This is a genomic window from Kitasatospora sp. NPDC015120, assembly GCF_043080305.1.
In the GTDB taxonomy this organism is placed as follows: domain Bacteria; phylum Actinomycetota; class Actinomycetes; order Streptomycetales; family Streptomycetaceae; genus Kitasatospora.
The window spans coordinates 9,646-29,799 of record NZ_JBIBVJ010000025.1; the positions used below are offsets into that span (position 1 = coordinate 9,646).

Here is a 20,154-nt window from a genome sequence, read left to right on the forward strand (position 1 = left end):
GGCGCGCCGGCCCCCGCGGGGGGGGGCGGGGGGGCCCCGCCCCCGGGGGGGGGGGCGCGGGGGGGCCCCGGGCCCCCCCCCACGGCGTCGTCGTGCCCGATGAGCGGGGACGAGGAGGGCATGTGGGGTTCGGTTCCGGGATCACCGGTCCGGTGGCGCGCCGGGCGGTGCGGCTCGGCCTGCGGCTGCGCCGGCGGCCGGCGCAGCGCCGGCTGTTCCAGCTGGTGACCGCCGGCTGCGCGCTGGCGCTGGCGCCGAGCGCCTGGCTCTGGCTCGCGGCGGGGGACCGGGTGGGCACGGTGGAGACCGCGCCCCAGGCGCCGGTGGCGGTGGTGTTCGGCGCCGGCCTGTTCGACGGCAGGCCCTCGCCGTACCTGGCGCACCGCCTGGACGCGGCGGTGGACCTGTACGCGGCGGGGAAGGTCCAGGCGATCCTGGTGACCGGGGACAACGGCCGGGCGGGCTACGACGAGACCGACGCGATGCGCGGGTACCTGGTCGAGCACGGGGTGCCGGGGGTGCGGGTGGTCGGCGACTACGCGGGGTTCGACACCTGGGACTCCTGCACCCGGGCGCACCGGATCTTCGGGGTGGACCGGGCGGTGCTGGTGAGCCAGGACTTCCACGTCCGCCGGGCGCTGGCGCTCTGCGAGGCGGCGGGCATCGAGTCGTACGCGGTGGGGGTGCCGGAGGTGCGGGACGCGACCTGGCTGTACGGCGGGTTGCGGGAGATCCCGGGGGCCGGGAAGGCGGCGCTGAACGCCTGGCTGCGGCCGGACCCGCTGTTCCTCGGCCCGCGTGAGCCGGGGATACCACAGGCGCTGGCGGACGCGGGCCGGGAGCGGGAAGCGCGCTGAGGCGGGGGGCGGCCCCGGCGGTGTTGTCAGACCCGTGCGGGATGATCGGTGGGTGAGGTCACTGCCGAGCATCATCCACCTCGACATGGACGCCTTCTACGCGTCGGTGGAGCAGGCGGCCAAACCGAGCCTGCGCGGAAAGCCGGTGATCGTCGGCGGGCTGGGCGGGCGCGGTGTGGTCGCGACCGCCTCCTACGAGGCGCGGCGGTTCGGGGTGCACTCGGCGATGCCGATGGCGCAGGCGCGCCGGCTCTGCCCGAACGCGGCCTTCCTGACCGGACGCTTCCAGGCGTACCGGCAGGTGAGCGAGCTGGTGATGGCGCTGCTGCGGGAGCTGTCGCCGCTGGTGCAGCCGCTGAGCCTGGACGAGGCGTACGTCGACCTGGAGGCCGGTCCCTACGGTCCGGTGCTCACCGAGTCGGAGCACGGGACCGGCGAGCGGCTGGTGCTGGCCCTGGTGGAGGACCTCCGGGCGGACATCGAGCGGCGCACCGGGCTGACGGCCTCGGTCGGGGCGGCGGGCTCCAAGCTGATGGCCAAGATCGCCTCCGAGCAGGCCAAGCCGGACGGGCTGGTGCTGATCGAGCCGGGCCAGGAGCGGGCGGTGCTCGGGCCGATGCCGGTGCGGGCGCTGCCCGGGGTCGGCCCGGCGACCGAGCAGGTGCTGCGCCGGGCGGGGCTGAACACGGTGGCCGAGCTCGCCGAGGCGGGCGAGGCGGAGCTGGTGCAGCTGCTCGGGAAGGCGCACGGGGCCGGGGTGCACCAGATGTCGCTGGGTCTGGACGACCGGCCGGTGGTGGCCGACCAGGACGCCAAGTCGGTGTCGGTGGAGGACACCTTCGAGGTGGACCTGGCGGACCGGGACCGGGTGCTGCGCGAGGTGGAGGCGCTCGCGCTGCGCTGTGCGCGGCGGCTGCGCGGCGCCGGGCGCTCGGGGCGGACGGTGGTGCTGAAGGTCCGGCGCTTCGACTTCTCGACGCTGACCCGTTCCGAGACGCTGCGGGGCCCGACGGACGACGAGACGGTGATCGTCGAGACGGCCCGGCGGCTGGCCTCGCAGGTGGACATCACCGGCGGGGTGCGGCTGCTGGGCGTCGGGGTGGCGCAGCTGGCCGACTACACCCAGGAGGATCTGTTCGCGCAGGCCGTCCGGGAGGAGGCGGAGGCGGAGGCCGCCGCGGCGGCGCCCGGGGCGGGGGTGCAGGAGGAGCCCGAGGCGGTCGAGCCGGAGACCGCGGTGGTGCGGCGCTGGCTGCCCGGGCAGGACGTCCAGCACGCGGAGTACGGGCCGGGGTGGGTGCAGGGCAGCGGGGTGGGGCGGGTGACGGTGCGCTTCGAGACGCCGTGGAGCGGGCCGGGCCGGGTGCGGACCTTCGCGGTCGAGGATCCGGCGCTGGAGCCGGCCCGGCCCCTGCCGCTGCGCGAAGGGTGGCCGGTCGCGCCGGACGACGCCGACGCCGACGGTGAAGGAGCCGGCGAGGGCGAGGAGCGGGAATAGCGCGGGGCCGGGGGCGAAGGCGCGAAGCGGCCCCGCCCGGCGGGGGAGCCGGGCGGGGCCGCGTGCGGTTCCGGGCTCGGGCGGCCGCGATGCCCTCGGCGGCCGCCCGGGTCCGGTCCCCGCGCCCTGTCCCTGGGCGCGGGGGAGGACGCCTCGTCAGGCGTCGGTCTTCACCGGCTCCCGGCCGGAGACCGGATCCGCCGCCCGGGTGCCGGTGGTCACGCTGACGGCCGGCTTGGCGGTGCGGATGAGGAACGGGACGGCGCCGGCCACGACGCAGACCACGGCGGCGGTCCAGAACGCGTGCCGGTAGGCGTCCAGGGTGGGCAGCGAGACCGGGATCGGCAGCTTCATGGTGTCGCCGGTGAGGATGGCGGCCATGACGGCGGTGCCGATCGCGCCGCCGACGGTGCGCAGCACGGCGTTCATGCCGTTGGCGATGCCGCTCTGCTCGACCGGGACGGCGCCGTTGATGTAGGCGGGCATCGCCGAGAAGGCGAGGCCGATGCCGAGGCCGAAGATCGCCGAGGAGAGGTAGATGTCGCCCTCGTGGCTGTGCCGCAGGGCCAGGTAGGCCATCGCGACGGCGCCGAGGACTCCACCGAGGACCAGCGGCAGGCGCGGGCCGCGGCGGGCGATCAGCAGGGCGCCGAGCGGGGCGGCGGCCATCGAGCCGAGGGCGGAGGGCAGCAGCATCACACCGGCGTGCAGCACGGTGGCGGTGAAGCCGTAGTGGGCGAACTTCTCCGGGGTCTGGGCGAAGTTGCTGATGACCATGAAGGAGCCGTACATGCCGAAGCCGATCAGCAGGCCGGCCAGATTGGTGAAGGCGACGGCCGGACGGGACATCATCGTCATGTCGACCAGCGGGTGCGCGACCTTGGCCTCGATGACGCCCCAGATCAGGGCGACCACGGCGGCGACGGCGAACAGGCCGAGGGTCCTGGTGGAGGTCCAGCCCCAGTTGTTGCCCTGGCTGACCGCGACCAGCAGGGCGGAGAGCCAGCCGGCGAGGGTGAGCGCGCCGAGCGGGTCGGCGCCGCCGTCCTTGTCGGTGACCGGGTCGGTCGGCACCCGCAGGGCGACCAGGGCGACCGCGATCAGACCGAAGACCAGGCCCATCCAGAAGATGGACTTGTAGCTCCAGTGCTCCAGCAGCAGACCGGTGGCGACCAGGCCGAGGCCGCTGCCGACGCCCATCGAGGCGCTGATGGCGGCGACGCCGCCGGTCACCTTCTGCTTCGGCAGCTCGTCGCGGACGATGCTGATGGCGAGCGGCAGCACACCGCCGCCGGCGCCCTGCAGCACGCGGGCGACGACCAGCCAGGTGAAGGAGTGCGTGGAGACCGCGAGTGCGGAGCCCGCGACCAGGCCGGCGAGCGAGATCAGCAGCATCGGCTTGCGGCCGCGCAGATCGCCGAAGCGGCCCAGCAGGGGGGTGAGCACGGCGGCCGACAGCAGGTTGGCGGTCATCAGCCAGGTGATGCTGGAGCCGGAGACGTCCAGTTCCTTGGCGAGCGAGGGCAGGATCGGGACGACCGCGGTCTGCACCACGCTGAACGACAGCATCGCCAGGATGAGGGCCGGCAGGACCCGGGCGCTGCTCTGCTTCTCGGCCGCGGTGGTGGGCTGTGGTGCCTCACTCACGGTTGCTTCCTCCCGTACATAGTGAATGAACTGAAGTAACTTTGCCGGGGGATACTTCAGTGTGTCAAATATTCATTGGTTAAGCCTTGGTAAAAAGGAAGGACCCCGGCCGGGGCGGCCGGGGTCCGGTGGCGGGGGTGTCAGACGAGCGGCCGGGCCGGCTCCGGGCGGGCCGGGGCCTGGGTGGCGGGCGGTGCGGCGGGCGGCGGCGAGGAGGGGGCGGCCGGGGCGGTGGTGACGGCGTCGTGGACCTCGACCTGCTCGCGCCGCAGTTCCTCGCGGACCACCTCCTCGGTGGTGTACCGCTCGACCACCAGGCGGACGCGTTCGAGCGGCGCCAGGTACTTGCGGACCACCGGGCGCTCCTCGCGCAGGGTGACCTCCTCCACCGCCTCGGCGATCTCCTTCTCGTCGAGCGCGGCCCGTTCGGCCTCGCCGACCGGGATCCGCTCGACCCGGACCCGCTCGCGGACCACCGGGACCCGGCGTTCCACCTGCTCGCTGGTGACGTACTTGCGCAGCTTGGCGGTGCCGATCACGTGCCACTCGGTGGTGATGTCCAGGCGCTCCTCGCGGCAGGTGATCTCCAGCCGGCCGGCGGGGGAGGGGGTGCCCGGGCCGGTCTCCGGACGCGTGGACCGCGGCTGGGGCTGGGGCTGGGCTTGTGCCGGGGGCTGGGGCTGCGGTTCGACGGCCGGCTGCGCGGCGGCGGGCGGCGCGAGGGCCGGCTGCGGTGCGGCGGGCGGCGCGGCGGGCGGGGCGGCCGGGGCCGCGGGGGTGACGGGTGCGGGGGTGACGGGTGCGGGGGTGGCGAGGGGGCGCGCGGGCACCTCCGGGGCGGGTCCGGACGGCTTGTCGAGATCGGCCGCCCGGTGGAAGGTGAGCTGCTTGGCCGGGCGCGAGGCGTTGGTGCCGTGGGCCGGGGCCGTCCCGTTGGCGGCGCCCGTCCCGTTGGCCGCGGGCGTTCCGTTCGCCGCGGGCGTTCCATGGGGGGCGGCAGCGGTGGCCGCGGCGGCGCCAGTACCGGCGGTGGTGGCGCCGAAGTCGAGGTCGTCCGGTTGCGCCGCCGGGCCCTCGCCCGCCCGCGGCCGGTCCTGCGCCGGGCTGTCCAGCCCGTAGTAGCGGTAGAGCTGGAGCTCCTGGGCGGGCGACAGGTGCTGGCCCACACCGAAGTCCGGTGACTCCTTCACCAGGGACTTGTCGTACGGCACCCGCAGCTCGTCGCCGGAGAACTCGCTGGTCGTGAGGGGGACGAAGGCGTCCCGGCCGAAGATGCCGGTCCGGACGGCGGCCCATTCGGGCCGGCCGGTGGCGTCGTCCAGATACACCTCGTCGATGGTGCCGATCTTGTCCCCGTTGCGGTCGACCGCCTTGTGGCCGATGAGGTCCCGGGGGTCGATGTCGGTCTGCACTCTTTTCCTCCAGTGCGGTGAGGTCATGGAAAACGCCCGCAGGACAGCGGCACTTCACACCAAAAGCCATGAATCGGGCGGGCGCGACCGGGGTGCGGCCGGACGGGCCCGGGGCTGCGCCGACCGGGTCACCGCGGGGCGTCAGCCGCGTCCTCGCGGTCGGGCCTGACGCACCCGTGATCGGGGTGCCTCCCGCTGGTACCCTGGGCGCGACCGCCGAGCCCGCTCGGGAGAGTCCCCGACAGCGGAAACCGCTGGTCGGGGCGCCGAAGGAGCAACTCCTCCCCGGAATCTCTCAGGCATCCGTACCGTGCGGGATAGGTCACTCTGGAAAGCAGGGCAGGATCGCGGGCGAGGGAGCCGGCGGACCCCACCCTCACCGACGGTGCAAGCCGGCGGGGCGTCCCACGGCGCTCCGCGCGGGCGAAGCTCTCAGGTCCCGATGACAGAGGGGGAGGCCTGTCGGGTTCGTCCGACCGGGCCCCCGCTGTTGTCCGCAGCGGTGAGGCGCCGGCGTGCGCACCCCCGCCGGTCCGTGACCAGGAGGCCTCGACCACCATGAACGCCCAGCCGAACTCGGGACGCCCCACCACCCCCGCGACCCTCACCGAGCTCGAACAGGCCAGCCCCTTCGAGAACCGCCACATCGGCCCCGACGCCGCCGCGCAGGAGAAGATGCTGGCCCAGGTCGGCTACGGCTCGCTGGACGAGCTGGCCACCGCCGCCGTCCCCGAGGCGATCCGCTCGATCACCGCGCTCGACCTGCCCGCCGGGCGCAGCGAGGCCGAGGTCCTCGCCGAACTGCGTGAGCTGGCCGGCCGCAACACCGTCCTCACCTCGATGATCGGCCTGGGTTACTACGGCACCTTCACCCCGCCGGTGATCCTGCGCAACGTCATGGAGAACCCGGCCTGGTACACCGCCTACACCCCGTACCAGCCGGAGATCTCGCAGGGCCGCCTGGAGGCGCTGCTCAACTTCCAGACCCTGGTCTCCGACCTGACCGGCCTGCCGACCTCCGGCTCCTCCCTGCTGGACGAGGGCACCGCGGCCGCCGAGGCGATGGCGCTGGCCCGCCGCGTCACCAAGGTCAAGGGCGGGGTCTTCCTGGTCGACGCCGAGACGCTGCCGCAGACCGTCGCGGTGATCAACACCCGCGCCGTGCCGACCGGGGTCGAGGTCGTCGTCGCCGACCTGTCCGAGGGCATCCCGGCCGAGATCGCCGAGCGCGGCGTCTTCGGCGTGCTGCTCCAGTACCCCGGTGCCACCGGTGTGGTCCGCGACCTCGCCCCGGTGATCGAGCAGGCCCACGGCCTGGGCGCGATCGTCGCCGTCGCCGCCGACCTGCTGGCCCTCACCCTGCTGAAGTCCCCCGGTGAGCTCGGCGCCGACATCGCCTGCGGCACCTCGCAGCGCTTCGGCGTGCCGATGGGCTTCGGCGGCCCGCACGCCGGCTACCTCGCGGTGCGCGCCGAGTACGCCCGCTCGCTGCCCGGCCGCCTGGTCGGCGTCTCCGTCGACGCCGACGGCAACCGCGCCTACCGCCTGGCCCTGCAGACCCGCGAGCAGCACATCCGCCGCGAGAAGGCCACCAGCAACATCTGCACCGCCCAGGTGCTGCTCGCCGTGATGGCCTCGATGTACGCGGTCTACCACGGCCCGGACGGCCTGGCCGCCATCGCCCGCCGCACCCACCGCTACGCCGCCGCCCTCGCCGAGGGCCTGCGGGCCGGTGGCGTGGAGCTGCTGCACGGCGCGTTCTTCGACACCGTCACCGCGGTCGTCCCCGGCCGCGCCGCGGAGATCGCCGCCGCCGCCCGCGCCCAGGGCATCAACGTCTTCCAGGACGGCGCGGACCGCATCTCGGTCTCCACCGACGAGACCACCACCCGCGAGCACCTGGCGGGCGTCTGGGCCGCGTTCGGCGTCGAGGGCGTCGAGGTGGCGGAGGACGCCGAGGCGCTGCCCGCCGCGCTGCTGCGCGAGGACGAGTACCTGACCCACCCGGTCTTCCACAGCCACCGCTCGGAGACCGCCATGCTGCGCTACCTGCGCCGCCTGTCGGACCGGGACTACGCGCTGGACCGCGGCATGATCCCGCTGGGCTCCTGCACCATGAAGCTCAACGCGACCACCGAGATGGAGTCGGTGACCTGGCCGGAGTTCGGCCAGCTGCACCCCTTCGCGCCGGTCGACCAGGCCGAGGGCTTCCTCACCCTGATCCGCGGGCTGGAGCGGCAGCTGGTCGAGGTGACCGGCTACGACGCGGTCTCCATCCAGCCGAACGCCGGTTCCCAGGGCGAGCTGGCCGGCCTGCTGGCCGTGCGCGCCTACCACCACGCCAACGGCGACACCCAGCGCGACGTCTGCCTGATCCCGTCCTCGGCGCACGGCACCAACGCCGCCTCCGCGGTGATGGCCGGCATGCGGGTGGTCGTGGTCAAGACCCTGGTCGACGGCGACGTCGACGTCGAGGACCTCAAGGCCAAGATCGAGCAGCACCGCGACAGCCTCGCCGTGCTGATGGTCACCTACCCGTCCACCCACGGCGTGTACGAGACCCAGATCACCGAGATCTGCGGCCTGGTGCACGAGGCCGGCGGCCAGGTGTACGTCGACGGCGCCAACCTCAACGCGCTGGTCGGCCTCGCCAAGCCGGGCAAGTTCGGCGCGGACGTCTCGCACCTGAACCTGCACAAGACCTTCTGCATCCCGCACGGCGGCGGCGGCCCGGGCGTCGGCCCGGTGGCGGTGCGCGCGCACCTCGCGCCGTACCTGCCGAACCACCCGCTCCAGGAGGAGGCCGGACCGGCCACCGGCGTCGGCCCGATCTCGGCCGCCCCGTGGGGCTCGGCGGGCATCCTGCCGATCTCCTGGTCGTACGTGCGGCTGATGGGCGGCGAGGGCCTCAAGCGCGCGACCCAGGTCGCGGTGCTGAACGCCAACTACATCGCCAAGCGGCTGGCCCCGCACTTCCCGGTGCTCTACACCGGCCCCGGCGGCCTGGTGGCGCATGAGTGCATCATCGACCTGCGCCCGCTCACCAAGGAGACCGGCGTGACGGTGGACGACATCGCCAAGCGCCTGATCGACTACGGCTTCCACGCGCCGACGATGTCCTTCCCGGTGGCCGGCACCCTGATGATCGAGCCGACCGAGTCCGAGGACCTGCACGAGATCGACCGGTTCTGCGACGCGATGATCGAGATCCGGGCCGAGATCGACAAGGTCGGTTCGGGCACCTGGGCGGCCGACGACAACCCGCTGCGCAACGCCCCGCACACCGCCGCCACGCTGGCCGGCGACTGGGCGCACGGCTACACGCGGCAGGAGGCGGTCTTCCCGGCCGGCGTGAACCCGGCGGACAAGTACTGGCCCCCGGTCAGCCGGATCGACGGCGCGTACGGCGACCGCAACCTCGTCTGCTCCTGCCCGCCGCTGGACGAGTACGGCGTCTGACCGGTACGCGGCGCACGGCATGCGGCAGGGCCCCGGCGGATCACTCCGCCGGGGCCCTGCCCGTTGCGCTCGTTCCCCCGTGGCCGCCCGGCGGCTCAGACCGCGCTCGCGGCCGGGCGCCGCGGGGCGATCACCCGGCCGTCGGGCAGCAGCTCCCCGGTGTCCTCGAACAGCAGGACGCCGTTGCAGAGCAGGCTCCAGCCCTGCTCCGGGTGACAGGCCACCGGGACGGCGGCCTCGCGGTCCTCGGACTCGGCCGACGGGCACTCAGGACGGTGCTGGCACATACACGTACCCTCGCTTCGCTCTGCGATCCTCCCCGTGGTGCGGTGGCGCCGGTGGCCGGCGGCCGCCGCCGCGGTGGTCGGATTCTGTCCGGCGCCGGGCCAGGTGTGGACCAGCGCTCAAGTGGGTAGGACAGGAGGTCCTTCCACGCTGGTTCCCAGTGTCGGCATCTGCGGACGCGCGCGCAGCGATTTCGTGACATGCGCCACAACCCCCGGGCAGAGATCACCCGTTCAGGTGGTCGGGTGTCGTGGGCAATGCCGGACGGGCCATCCGGCGCACGGCCCGGTCGGGCCATGCCGGATGGCCCGACCGGGTGGCGGACCGGCCGGCGGCCGGGACCTCAGAGCGCCCCGGACGGGAGCCGGGCGCCGTCCGTCGTGCCCAGCAGCAGCGGCCGGGGGGCGGCCTGGGGCCGGGCGACGGGTGTGCGGGCCAGCAGCGGCAGCACCTCGGCGGCGGGGTGGGCGCGGTGCGCGGTCACGCCCATCGGGGCCGGCGCCAGCGGGATCAGCAGGTCCGCGCCGCCGTCCGGGCTGTGCAGCCACAGGGCCGTCGCGTACTGGCCGGGAAAGGTCAGCAGCCGCGGCTGGCAGCGGGTCCGGGTGGACTGGGTGAGCTGCCAGGCCTCGCGCAGTGCCCGGAGCGTGGAGTCGAGGTACGGCCCGGCGGTGAAGTGGGAGAAGGTGTGGCCCTCCGCCCCCTGCACCACCTCGGCGGCGGCGGCCACCTCGGTACCGTCCTTGATGAGGAACCGCCACCCCGTCCGGCGGGCGGCGGCGAGATCGGCCCGCGGCCCCTCCAGGACGTGGACGGCGAGCGGGTGCGCGGGGAGGAGCGGCCCGGTCGGGTGACGCAGCGCGGCGGCGGCGGGTTGGCGCAGCGCGGTCTCCGAGTCGAGCGCGGCGAGGACCGCGCGCAGGGCACTGGGCGGGGGCTGGGGGGTCTGCAGAGTCATGGCAAGGTCGCCTCTCCGTGCGAGATCGGCGTGCGAGTGCGGCATACCGGCATGGCTGGTGCGTCGGCGGTGACGGGACCTGGGCCTTGTCCGGTTGGGCAGGATCGCGGTGCCGGCGCGGCCGTTGTCGCCGGTTCTCGCGGGCGATGGCGGGCCGGGCCGTGGCGCAGTGCGAATACTACTCGAACAGGTGCACAGGGTGACCTGTTTATCACAGGCGGTGGCACCGGGCAAGTCGGTAGTTGAGCTGAAACGGCATCAGTTTCCTTGCAATGCAAGCCAATCGAAGCATTCGGGTATCGATCTTCGGGGTGGGCATGATGCTTGCACGGCCGGGGGCCGGCCGGCTCAGGAGGAGGAGACCATGGGCGAGAAGGTCGTGGCGACCCGGGCGGACCTTTCGGACCGGCAGATGTACCGGCGGAAGCTCCAGTCCTGCCTCGACGCGCTCGGCCGGATGCTGCGGGAGGAGCGGTTCGACCGCCCCAAGGGGGTCCTGGGGGTGGAGATCGAGCTCAACCTGGCCGACGAACAGGGTCTGCCGCTGCTGAACAACGCCCAGGTGCTCACCGCGATCGGCTCCGCCGACTTCCAGACCGAGCTGGGGCGCTTCAACATCGAGGTCAACATCGCGCCGCACCGGCTCTTCGGGCACGTCTTCGAGGAACTGCGCGAGGAGATCGACACCGGGCTGCGCTACGCCGACCGGCGGGCCGCCGAGGCGGGCGCGCGGATCGTCATGGTGGGCATCCTGCCGACCCTGGAGCTCGACCACACCGGGCTCGACGCGATGTCCCACAACCAGCGGTACAGCCTGCTCAGCGACCAGATCCTGGCCGCCCGGGGCGAGGACATCACGCTGGACATCGAGGGGGTCGAGCACCTCCAGCTGGAGTCGGTCACGATGGTCGCCGAGGCCGCCGCGACCTCGCTGCAACTGCACCTCCAGGTGACGCCGCAGCGTTTCTCCTCGGTGTGGAACGCCGCCCAGGCGATCTGCGGGCCGCAGCTCGCGCTCGGCGCCAACTCGCCGTTCCTGTTCGGGCGGGAGCTGTGGCGCGAGACCCGCCCGGTGCTCTTCCAGCAGGCCTGCGACACTCGTTCGGCGGAGCTCAAGGCGCAGGGCGTGCGCCCGATCACCTGGTTCGGCGAGCGCTGGGTGGACTCGGCCTACGACCTGTTCGAGGAGAACCTGCGGTACTTCCCCGCGCTGCTGCCGATCTGCGACGACGAGGACCCGGCCAAGGTGCTGGCCTCCGGCGGCGTGCCCCGGCTGGCCGAGATGCGGCTGCACAACGGCACCATCTACCGCTGGAACCGGCCGGTGTACGACGTCAGCGGCGGGGTGCCGCACCTGCGGGTGGAGAACCGGGCGCTGCCGGCCGGGCCGACGGTGGCCGACACGCTCGCCAACGCGGCGTTCTACTACGGCGTGGTGCGGGTGCTGGCCGAGCAGTCCCGGCCGATCTGGACCAGGCTGCCGTTCGAGCGGGCCGACGAGAACTTCCAGCAGGCCGCCCGGTACGGCGTGGACGCGGTGTTCCAGTGGCCGAAGCAGGGCCGGGCCGGTCGCGGCGGCGGGCTGACCACCGTGTCCGCCGTCGACCTGGTGCTCAACGAGCTGCTGCCGATGGCCTACCAGGGCCTGGACGCCTGGGGCGTGGAGCCGGCCGACCGGGACCGCTACCTCGGGATCATCGAGCAGCGCTGCCTGCGCCGGGTCAACGGCGCCTCCTGGCAGAGCGCGACCTTCCACCGGCTGCGCGAGCAGTACGGGATGGAGCGGCCGGCCGCGCTGGCGGCGATGACCCGGCGGTACATGGAGCACATGCGCGGCGGCGAGCCGGTGCACACCTGGCCGGTGGGGTAGGACTCCCCGGCTCCCGGGCCCCCGGGCGGCCGGGCGCGCTGTGGAAGGATGATCGCTCCGGTCCGCCGACGGCCGTCCGCCGGCGCCCGGAGCGCCGCCCGTCCGCCGCCGCCCGTGCTGGAGCACCCCCGTGACGACCGTTCCGACCGTACCGGAGACCGCGAAGCCGACCCGCCGTCTGCTCGGCGTGGAGCTGCTGACCGTCCTCGGCCTCTCGCTCGGGGCGAGCGGCATCAGCGCGCTGATCAGCTTCACCGGCTCGCTCACCGAGACGCTGAAGCTGGGCCAGCAGGTCGCCACCCTGAACGGCTCGCGCGCCCCCGGCCGGCCCTGGCTGGACCTGGTCTGGCAGCTCTACTACATCGGCCGCGGGCTGATGCCGGTCGTGCTGGTCGGCTACCTGCTGGTGCGCGAGGGCACCACGCTGCGGGTGCTGGGCTTCGACCTCGGGCGCAAGCTGGGCGACCTCGGCCGGGGCGCGGCCGTCGCGGCGGCGATCGGCGGCTCGGGGCTGGCGCTCTACCTGGCCTCGCAGGCGGCCGGCTACAACCTGACGGTCGCGCCGTCCGGGCTGCCGGACGTCTGGTGGCGGATCCCGGTGCTGCTGCTGTCGGCCTGGCAGAACGCGATCCTGGAGGAGGTCGTCGTCCTCGGCTACCTGCTGCGCCGGCTCGGGCAGCTGGGCTGGTCGTGGCCGGCGGCGCTGGCGGCGAGCTCGCTGCTGCGCGGCTCGTACCACCTGTACCAGGGCATCGGCGGGCTGGTCGGCAACATCGTGATGGGCGTGGTGTTCTGCCTGCTGTACCGGCGGTGGGGGCGGGTGATGCCGCTGGTGGTGGCGCATGCGCTGATCGACACGGTGGCGTTCGTCGGGTACGCGCTGCTCGCCGGGCACGTCAGCTGGCTGCCCACCGGCTGACCGGGTACACCGCCCCGGGGCGCGGCGGGCGGGCCAGCAGCCGGTCCACGTGGTGGCGTTCGAGGCCCTGGCCGGGGTCGACGGCCAGCAGCAGGCGGTCGCGGCGCCAGAACGAGGTGCGGACCAGCCGGGGCGGGATGACGTCGTCCACCCAGGCGAACGGGCGGCCGGCGGCGTACCGCAGCAGCGGCGCCCACTTGCGGGCGGAGAGCAGCTCCATCAGCGGCACGCGCGGGTCGCCGGACTGCGGGACGTAGCCGGTGAAGCGGACGAACGGCAGCTCGGGCAGGCCGATCGCCGGGGAGATGTGGGTGTTGGCGTGTTCCTCCCACGTCGTCGCCCAGACCAGTTCGTAGGTGCCGGCCAGTTCGCGCAGCCAGGCGCCGTGCCGGGCGGAGAGCAGCACGGTGTAGCCGAACAGGGTGTGGGCGTCGAAGCCGGCCTCGGGTGCGGGGCAGACCGGGTTGAGCACGCCGTCGACGTCCAGGAACAGCAGCGGCTTGGGCATCGGGGGTCCCTCGGGTCTCATCCGTCGTCACCTGGACGGACGTGCCGCGCCCCCCGGTGGTTGCCGGCCGGAGGGCGCACACCGGGGGCGCACGGGGTGCGCCGGGCGGTTCAGCCGGTGGTGGCGGGGGCCGGGAGCGCGTCGGCGACCGGGGCGACCGGGGCGTCCGGGGCGTCCGGGGCGCCGGGGGTGGCCGGGCGCCGGGAGAGGCGGCGGACCTCCGGCTCCAGCAGCACGGCCGCGCTCAGCACCAGGGAGATCACCGCGCAGGCCCAGAGCGCGCCGGACAGGCCGAGCCGGTCGGCGACCGGGCCGGCCAGCGCGGTGCCGAGCGGCGCCAGCGACAGCGAGCCGAGCTCGTCGTAGGCGGTGATCCGGGAGAACGCCTCGGGGGGAATCTCCTGCTGCAGCGCGATCATCCAGTTGACGCCGAAGACGGTGACGCCGACGCCGGAGAGGAACATCGCCGCGCAGAGCACCGGCAGCGGGGCGGACGCCGCCAGGGCGAGCGCGGGCACGCCGAACAGGAAGACGCCCCAGTTGCCGACCAGCAGGATCCGCCGCGGCTGCCAGCGGGTCATCAGCACGCCGGTGGCGACCAGGCCGACGCCGTAGGCCGCCATCGCCAGGCCCCAGTCCCGGGCGCCGCCGAGCCGTTCCTTGGCGAAGGCCGGGCCGTACACCGCCTCCACCGCGCCGACGCAGGCGACCAGCACCGAGAACTGGAGGACGACCACCCAGAGCCAGCGGCGGGAGGAGAACTCCTGCCAGCCCTCGCGCAGGTCGCGGAGCAGCCCGCCGCCGCCGGCCGGGGTCGCCGGGGCCTGCGGCTCCAGCAGGAAGCGCAGCGCGGCGGCGGCCAGGAAGCAGACCGCGTCCAGGGCGAGCACCCAGCCGGCGCCGACCCCGGCGGTCAGCGCGCCGCCGAGCGCGGCGCCGCCGATCTGCGAGCCGTTGAAGCCCATCCGGTACACCGAGAAGGCACGGGCGGCGTGCTCGGGGGCGACGCTCTCCATGATCATGCCGCCGGCGGCGGGGGAGTAGAACGCGTAGCCCGCCCCGGCGCCGGCCGACAGCAGCATCAGCTGCCACAGCGCCGGCTCGCCGGCCAGCACCAGCGCGGCGAGGGCGCCCTGGGAGACGGCGCTGAACACATTGGCGGCGACCATGACGTGGTGGCGCGGCAGCCGGTCGGCGAGGGCGCCGCCGACCACCAGCAGCAGGACGGTCGGCAGCAGCCGGGCGGCGGTGACGTAGCCGACGTCGGCCGTGGAGCCGCCGCCGTCCAGGATGGCGAAGGCGGTGGCGATGGGGGCGCCGGCGTTGCCGAGGCCGCTGACCACGGTGGCGGCGGTCTGGATCCGGAAGTTGCGGCTCGCCCAGGCGAGGCGGTCGGGGCGGGAGGGTCGGCTCTGCACCCCGTGACTATGCCGGGGCGGGTGGTCCGTGTCCATCCGATTTCCGGGCGCCGGACGGGGGCCGACGGGCGCTCCCGGGGGCCGGCCGCGGCGGCCCCCGGGCGTCAGCCGAGGTGGCCCCGGAGGAAGGTCAGGGTGCGCCGCCAGGCGATCTCGGCCTGCAGCGGGTCGTAGGTGCCGAGCAGGTTCTCCTCGTTCATGAAGGCGTGCCCGGCCGGGTAGAAGTGGATCTCCGGGCGGACGTCGGTGGCCTCGCCGATCCGGATCGCGGCCTCGTCGACGGCGGCCATCGGGATCGCCCGGTCGTGCTCACCGTAATGGCCGAGCACATGGGCGGTCAGGCCCCGGTACTCGAAGTCCGGGTCGGGCGGCAGGCCGTAGAACGGGACCACCGCGGCCACCCGGTCGCCCTCGGCGGTGGCCAGCAGCAGGGCGAAGCCGCCGCCCATGCAGAAGCCGACCACCCCGACCGCGTCGCCGACCACGCCGTCCAGGCCGAGCAGCAGGTCGACCGCGCCGCGGAGGTCCCGCACCGCCCGCTCGACCGGGAGTTCCCGCTTGAGCCGGGCGGCCTCGGCGCTGTCGTGGGTGGTCGCGCCGCCGAAGAGGTCCGGCGCGAGGACGGTGAAGCCCTCGGCGGCGAACCGGTCCGCCACGCCGGCCAGGTACGGGGTCAGGCCCCACCACTCCTGGATCACCACCAGGCCGGGGCCGACGCCCAGCGGCGGGCGGGCCAGGTAGCCGTGGGCCTCGCGGCCGTTGCTCGGGAAGGTGACGTTCTGCCGGGAGCCGCCCTGGTCAGGCATGGCTTCCTCTCGGGGGACGGGCCGCCGGGCGCGGCGGCGGGTCGGTGGCCGGGGGCGTGGAACGGCGGGGCCGGTGGGTCAGCCCATCTCCTCCAGGGCGCGGCCCTTGGTCTCCTTGATGCAGAAGGCCACGAAGGGGATGGAGAGCAGCGCGAAGGCCGCGTAGATGACGTAGGTCGCCGACAGGTTCCAGTCGGCGAGGTCGGGGAAGCTGACCGTGATCGCCCAGTTGGCGATCCACTGGGCGGAGGCGGCCACGGACAGGGCGAGCGCGCGGATCCGGTTGGGGAACATCTCGCCGAGCAGCACCCAGACCACCACGCCCCAGGAGAAGGCGAAGCAGAGCACGAAGACGTGCGCGGCGACCAGCGCGACCGCGGCGTGGGTGTTGTCCAGGGTCGCGGCGTCGCCGGTGCCCTCCCGGTAGGAGAAGGCCCAGGCGGCGGTGCCCAGCGCGGCGGCCATGCCGGCCGAGCCGGCCAGTGCCAGCGGCTTGCGGCCGATCCGGTCGACCAGGGCCATCGCGATCACCGTGCCGATCACGTTGATGATCGAGGTGGAGAGGCTGATCAGCAGCGAGTTGGACTCGTTGATGCCGACCGACTGCCACAGGAAGGAGGAGTAGTAGAAGATCACGTTGATGCCGACGAACTGCTGGAACACCGAGGCGCCGATGCCGACCCAGACGATCGGCAGCAGGCCGAACCGGCCGCCGAGCAGGTCCTTGGGACGGGGCTTGCGGGTGGACTCCAGCACCGCGCGGATCTCGGCCACCCGCGCGTCGAGGTCGACGTCCTCGCCCTCGACCTCCCGCAGCACCCGGCGCGCCTGCGCCTCCCGGTGGTCGGCGATCAGGTAGCGCGGGGACTCCGGGATGGCCAGCGCCATCAGACCGTAGACCAGCGCCGGGATCGCCTCCACGCCGAGCATCCACTGCCAGGCCTGGACGCCGGCCAGGTGGCCGGTGGACGCGCCGCCGGCGGCCTGGTTGAGCGCCCAGTTGGCGAGCTGGGAGACGGTGATGCCGAGCACGATCGCCATCTGCTGGAAGGAGGCCAGCCGGCCCCGGTAGGCGGTCGGGGCGACCTCGGCGATGTAGGTTGGGGCGATCACCGAGGCGATGCCGATCGCCACGCCGCCGACCACCCGCCAGGTGGCCAGCAGCTCGATGTTCGGCGGGAACATCGAGCCGAGGCCGCTGACCGCGAAGAGGGACGCGGCCAGCAGCATGGTGCGCACCCGGCCCAGGTGGTCGGCGAGCCGTCCGGCCACGACCGCTCCGGCGGCCGAGCCGAGCAGGGCGATGGCCACCACGAACGCCGTGGTGCCGTTGCCCACCTGGAAGTGCTTCTGGATGCCGGTCACCGCGCCGTTGATCACCGCGCTGTCGTAGCCGAACAGGAAGCCGCCCATCGCGGCGGCCGCCGAGATGAACACCACGTGCCCGAGGTGCGCCTCGCCGGAAGCCGGATGGCTGTGGGTCCTGGACACGCGCGCTCCCCGAGGTCGACGGTCCCGCCCGCACGGCCGGGCGGGCAGGGTTCGTCTCACATTCGATCAGCGCGGGCGGCCCCGCGTCGCGGTGGCTGGGCCGAACGGGTGACGGGGCGTCAGCTCGGCGTGGGGTCGTCCGGCACGGCGCGGGCGGTCCGGCGGGCGTTGCGGCGCAGCAGCTGGGTGCGGGCGCCGGCGTCCAGCGGGCGGGCGCGCGCGGCGAGCCGTTCGGCCAGCGCGTACTGCTCGGCGGCCGGCTTCTTGTCGTCGTACTTGAACTTGGCCCGCACCTCGCGGACCGTCAGCCGCAGCCCGGTCAGGCCGGGGAGCAGCCGGCCGAACTCGCCCTCGCCGGGTGCGACCCGCAGCTGCGGGCTCTCCGGCTGGAAGTGGGCCAGCTGCCGGTTGAGGATCTCCGCCTTGCCGGCCGCGTCCTCGACCAGCGCGGCGGTGGCGTGGAACTGCACCGAGGCGTAGAGGCTGGTCGGGGTGCCGGGCTCGCCGCGCCAGTGGCCGGGCGCGAAGGCGTAGTCGTCGGTGACCGCGAGGGTGACCTCCGGGTCCGCCCGGACGGCCGCGAGCAGCGGGTTGGGGGCGGCCAGGTGGACCAGGATCTCGCCGCGGCCGGCGTCCAGCAGGAAGTGGGTGGGCACCAGGACCGGGCCGCGGCCGGGCCCGCCGTTGGCGGCGAGCAGTCCGAAGTCGCGGCCCTCGGCGAGCCAGGCGCGCCATTCGTCCTCGTCGCCCCGGTCCCAGGATCGGATCAGCATCGGAGTCTCCGGTCAGACGGTGCGCGGGGCGGTGAGGGCGGCGAGGTTGGCGGGCAGCGGCACGGTGGTGGAGGCGTCCGGCTCGGGGGCGCCGTAGCCGGTGGTGACCGGGACGACGCCGGCCCAGTACGGCAGGGCGAGGTCCTCGGGCTCGTCGTCGGCGAGGTCGGCCCGGGTCTTGGCGGAGACCTCGTCGAGGTCGAGGCGGATCACCGCGGTGGCGGCGAGCTCCTTGGCGTTGGCCGGGCGGACCTCGGCGGAGCGGCCCGGGACGACCTGGTCGACCAGCGCGTCCAGCGCGACCGTCAGCTCCTCGGGGTCGGTGACCTGGTGCGCGGTGCCGTGGGCGACCACCGAGCGGAAGTTGACCGAGTGGTTGAAGGCCGACTTGGTCAGCACCAGGGCGTCCACCAGGGTGACGGTGACGCAGACCGGCAGGCCCTGCTCGCCCCGGGCGCCGCGCAGCGGGCGGCTGCCGGTGGAGCCGTGCACGTAGAGGCGGTCGCCGACCCGGGCGTGGATGGTGGGCAGCACGACCGGCGCCCCGTCGGCGACGAAGCCGAGGTGGCAGAGGTAGGTGGCGTCCAGGATCGCGTGGATCGCCTCGCGCTCCCAGGTGGCGCGGTCCTTGTAGCGGGTGGGGGTGGTGCGCGGGGTGCGGGGGTAGGACGTCTCGCTGTCCGGCGTGGTCGGCATGACAACCTCTATGTACTAGTGCATAATCTCTTTTGTGCTAGGAGACTATCGGATCACCGGTCGGCGTGCCAGCGAGATCGCGGCCGAGGTCGAGCGGGGCGTCAGTGACGGCCGGCTCGCCCCCGGAACCCCGCTGCCGCCGCTGCGCGACCTCGCCGCCGACCTCGGCGTCAACCCCAACACGGTGGCCGCCGCCTACCGGCTGCTCCGCGACCGCGGGGTGATCGAGACCGCCGGCCGCCGGGGCAGCCGGATCCGCCCGCGCCCCGCCCACACCCCGCGCGACCAGATCCGCCTGCCCGTCCCGCCGCACGCCCGCGACCTCTCCGACGGCAACCCCGACCCGGCGCTGCTGCCCGATCTCACCGCGGCCCTGGCCGCCGCCGCCGAGGCCGCCCGCCGCGCCCCGGTCCGCTACGGCGACCCGGCCGCCGACCCCGGCCTGCTCGCCCTGGCCGGCGCGGGCTTCGCCGCGGACGGCCTGCCGTCCGGGCCGGTCGCCGTCGCCTCCGGCTCGCTGGACACCATCGAACGGATCCTGGCCACCCGGCTGCGCCCGGGCGACGCCGTCGCCGTCGAGGACCCGGGCTGGGGCAGCCTGCTCGACCTGCTGCCGGCCCTCGGCCTGCGCACCGTGCCGGTCCGGCTCGACGACGCGGGCCCCCTGCCGGGGGCGCTCGCCGAGGCGCTGGAGGCCGGCGCGCGGGCGGTGATCGTCACCAGCCGGGCGCAGAACCCGACCGGAGCCGCACTCACCGCCGGGCGGGCCGCGGAGCTGCGCGCGGTGCTGGCCGGCCACCCGGACGTGCTGCTGATCGAGGACGACCACGGCCACGGCATCGTCGACCTGCCCTACCACCCGCTGGCCGGGGCGGGCCCGGAGCACTGGGCGGTGGTGCGCTCGGCGGCCAAGGCGTACGGGCCGGACCTGCGGCTCTCGGTGGCGGTCGGGGACGCGGACACCGTCGGCCGGGTGCTCGGGCGCCAGCGGCTGGGGACGGGCTGGGTCAGCCACCTGCTCCAGCACACGGTGGCCGAGCTGTGGCGCACCGACGCGGCGCCGGCCGGCCGGGTGGCCGGCGCCTACCGGGAGCGCCGGGAGGCGCTGATCGGTGCGCTGGCCGGGCGGGGGATCGCGGCGCACGGCGCGAGCGGGCTGAACGTCTGGGTTCCGGTGGCGGACGAGGCCGTCGCGCTCGCCGCGCTGGTCCAGCGGGGCTGGGTGGTGGCGCCCGGCGCGCGCTTCCGGCTGCAGTCGCCGCCCGGGCTGCGGATCACCGTCGCCCGGCTCGGCCCGGCGGACGCCCGGCGGCTGGCGGGGGACCTGGCGGCGGTGCTCGGCGGGGCGGAGGGGACCGCCGGGCCGGGGACGCGGGACGCGGCGTCCCGGCCGGTCTGACGGCGCCGCGGCCGGTCCGAGGGGGCACCGCGGCCGGTCCGAGGGGGCGCCGCCGACGGCCGCCCGGCCCCCCCGCCGCGCCCGGGGGGGCGGGGGCCCCCGCCGCGGCGCGCCCGGGGCCGGGGCGCCCCGCGGCCCCCGCGGCGGGGGGGGGGGCC

At 74.8% G+C, this 20,154-nt stretch carries 16 protein-coding genes, 1 pseudogene and 1 riboswitch; of the genes and pseudogenes, 6 read left to right on the plus strand and 11 right to left on the minus strand.

The window, feature by feature from the left end:
* The first annotated feature begins 152 nt into the window (after positions 1 to 152).
* Together ACF1AK_RS32380 and ACF1AK_RS32385 are read left to right on the plus strand one after the other, a co-directional pair.
* On the plus strand, positions 153 to 857 hold the full coding sequence (locus ACF1AK_RS32380; protein WP_391502459.1) for a vancomycin high temperature exclusion protein: 705 nt from the start codon (positions 153 to 155) through the stop codon (positions 855 to 857).
* Positions 858 to 909: 52 nt separating this feature from the next.
* The gene (locus ACF1AK_RS32385; RefSeq protein WP_391502392.1) at positions 910 to 2,355 is read left to right on the plus strand and encodes a DNA polymerase IV; all 1,446 of its coding nucleotides are present in this window, start codon (positions 910 to 912) and stop codon (positions 2,353 to 2,355) included.
* A gap of 156 nt (positions 2,356 to 2,511) precedes the next feature.
* On the opposite strand, the gene ACF1AK_RS32390 is transcribed toward ACF1AK_RS32385, so the two are convergent.
* From ACF1AK_RS32390 to ACF1AK_RS32400, 3 genes and pseudogenes are all read right to left on the minus strand, one after another.
* Entirely contained in the window at positions 2,512 to 4,002 is a 1,491-nt protein-coding gene (locus tag ACF1AK_RS32390) for an MFS transporter (protein ID WP_391502393.1), read from the minus strand.
* Between the two features lie 140 nt (positions 4,003 to 4,142).
* On the minus strand, positions 4,143 to 4,832 hold the full coding sequence (locus tag ACF1AK_RS32395) for a DUF2382 domain-containing protein (protein WP_391502460.1): 690 nt from the start codon (positions 4,830 to 4,832) through the stop codon (positions 4,143 to 4,145).
* A gap of 207 nt (positions 4,833 to 5,039) precedes the next feature.
* Positions 5,040 to 5,441: pseudogene (locus ACF1AK_RS32400) on the minus strand (PRC-barrel domain-containing protein); the annotation flags it as partial.
* Positions 5,442 to 5,631: 190 nt separating this feature from the next.
* Positions 5,632 to 5,735: riboswitch (glycine riboswitch) on the plus strand.
* Between the two features lie 237 nt (positions 5,736 to 5,972).
* Between ACF1AK_RS32400 and gcvP the strand changes: the two are divergent.
* Complete coding sequence (gcvP, locus tag ACF1AK_RS32405) at positions 5,973 to 8,873, plus strand: aminomethyl-transferring glycine dehydrogenase (protein WP_391502394.1); 2,901 nt, start codon at positions 5,973 to 5,975, stop codon at positions 8,871 to 8,873.
* A gap of 95 nt (positions 8,874 to 8,968) precedes the next feature.
* On the opposite strand, the gene ACF1AK_RS32410 is transcribed toward gcvP, so the two are convergent.
* Positions 8,969 to 9,160 carry a DUF5999 family protein gene (locus tag ACF1AK_RS32410; RefSeq protein ID WP_266273201.1) on the minus strand — a complete coding sequence of 64 codons (192 nt, stop codon included), beginning with the start codon at positions 9,158 to 9,160 and terminating at the stop codon, positions 8,969 to 8,971.
* 341 nt (positions 9,161 to 9,501) lie between these two features.
* A complete protein-coding gene (locus tag ACF1AK_RS32415; RefSeq protein WP_391502395.1) occupies positions 9,502 to 10,116 on the minus strand; it encodes a hypothetical protein in 615 nt (204 codons plus the stop codon).
* 364 nt (positions 10,117 to 10,480) lie between these two features.
* Here ACF1AK_RS32415 and ACF1AK_RS32420 point away from each other — a divergent pair, with 364 nt between their 5' ends.
* Both ACF1AK_RS32420 and ACF1AK_RS32425 read left to right on the plus strand, forming a co-directional pair.
* The gene (locus ACF1AK_RS32420; protein ID WP_391502396.1) at positions 10,481 to 11,986 is read left to right on the plus strand and encodes a glutamate--cysteine ligase; all 1,506 of its coding nucleotides are present in this window, start codon (positions 10,481 to 10,483) and stop codon (positions 11,984 to 11,986) included.
* A 130-nt stretch (positions 11,987 to 12,116) separates the two neighbouring features.
* Complete coding sequence (locus tag ACF1AK_RS32425; RefSeq protein ID WP_391502397.1) at positions 12,117 to 12,905, plus strand: CPBP family intramembrane glutamic endopeptidase; 789 nt, start codon at positions 12,117 to 12,119, stop codon at positions 12,903 to 12,905.
* Here the strand turns inward: ACF1AK_RS32425 and ACF1AK_RS32430 are convergent.
* The 6 genes from ACF1AK_RS32430 to ACF1AK_RS32455 all read right to left on the minus strand — a co-directional run bounded on the left by ACF1AK_RS32430 (position 12,883) and on the right by ACF1AK_RS32455 (position 18,597).
* Positions 12,883 to 13,413 carry an HAD domain-containing protein gene (locus tag ACF1AK_RS32430; RefSeq protein WP_391502398.1) on the minus strand — a complete coding sequence of 177 codons (531 nt, stop codon included), beginning with the start codon at positions 13,411 to 13,413 and terminating at the stop codon, positions 12,883 to 12,885. The genes ACF1AK_RS32425 and ACF1AK_RS32430 overlap by 23 nt on opposite strands.
* Before the next feature lie 110 nt (positions 13,414 to 13,523).
* Positions 13,524 to 14,831: an MFS transporter gene (locus ACF1AK_RS32435; RefSeq protein ID WP_391502399.1), complete on the minus strand. Its 1,308-nt coding sequence runs from the start codon at positions 14,829 to 14,831 to the stop codon at positions 13,524 to 13,526.
* 104 nt (positions 14,832 to 14,935) lie between these two features.
* Positions 14,936 to 15,637: a dienelactone hydrolase family protein gene (locus tag ACF1AK_RS32440; protein ID WP_391502400.1), complete on the minus strand. Its 702-nt coding sequence runs from the start codon at positions 15,635 to 15,637 to the stop codon at positions 14,936 to 14,938.
* 78 nt (positions 15,638 to 15,715) lie between these two features.
* Entirely contained in the window at positions 15,716 to 17,128 is a 1,413-nt protein-coding gene (locus ACF1AK_RS32445) for a sugar porter family MFS transporter (RefSeq protein ID WP_391502401.1), read from the minus strand.
* Between the two features lie 119 nt (positions 17,129 to 17,247).
* Positions 17,248 to 17,901 (minus strand): FMN-binding negative transcriptional regulator, encoded by a 654-nt coding sequence (locus ACF1AK_RS32450; protein ID WP_391502402.1) that lies wholly within the window; start codon positions 17,899 to 17,901, stop codon positions 17,248 to 17,250.
* Between the two features lie 12 nt (positions 17,902 to 17,913).
* The gene (locus ACF1AK_RS32455; protein WP_391502403.1) at positions 17,914 to 18,597 is read right to left on the minus strand and encodes a pyridoxamine 5'-phosphate oxidase family protein; all 684 of its coding nucleotides are present in this window, start codon (positions 18,595 to 18,597) and stop codon (positions 17,914 to 17,916) included.
* A 34-nt stretch (positions 18,598 to 18,631) separates the two neighbouring features.
* On the opposite strand from ACF1AK_RS32455, the gene ACF1AK_RS32460 reads away from it, so the two are divergent.
* Positions 18,632 to 19,996, plus strand: coding sequence for an aminotransferase class I/II-fold pyridoxal phosphate-dependent enzyme (locus ACF1AK_RS32460; RefSeq protein WP_391502404.1), 1,365 nt, complete (start codon positions 18,632 to 18,634; stop codon positions 19,994 to 19,996).
* Positions 19,997 to 20,154 lie beyond the last annotated feature (158 nt).

Bases quoted from the DNA above. Each gene is read 5' to 3' on its own strand.
- gcvP (WP_391502394.1), top strand. From the start codon at position 5,973: ATGAACGCCCAGCCGAACTCGGGACGCCCCACCACCCCCGCGACCCTC.
- ACF1AK_RS32410 (WP_266273201.1), bottom strand. From the start codon at position 9,160: ATGTGCCAGCACCGTCCTGAGTGCCCGTCGGCCGAGTCCGAGGACCGC.
- ACF1AK_RS32415 (WP_391502395.1), bottom strand. From the start codon at position 10,116: ATGACTCTGCAGACCCCCCAGCCCCCGCCCAGTGCCCTGCGCGCGGTC.
- ACF1AK_RS32420 (WP_391502396.1), top strand. From the start codon at position 10,481: ATGGGCGAGAAGGTCGTGGCGACCCGGGCGGACCTTTCGGACCGGCAG.
- ACF1AK_RS32430 (WP_391502398.1), bottom strand. From the start codon at position 13,413: ATGCCCAAGCCGCTGCTGTTCCTGGACGTCGACGGCGTGCTCAACCCG.
- ACF1AK_RS32440 (WP_391502400.1), bottom strand. From the start codon at position 15,637: ATGCCTGACCAGGGCGGCTCCCGGCAGAACGTCACCTTCCCGAGCAAC.
- ACF1AK_RS32450 (WP_391502402.1), bottom strand. From the start codon at position 17,901: ATGCTGATCCGATCCTGGGACCGGGGCGACGAGGACGAATGGCGCGCC.
- ACF1AK_RS32455 (WP_391502403.1), bottom strand. From the start codon at position 18,597: ATGCCGACCACGCCGGACAGCGAGACGTCCTACCCCCGCACCCCGCGC.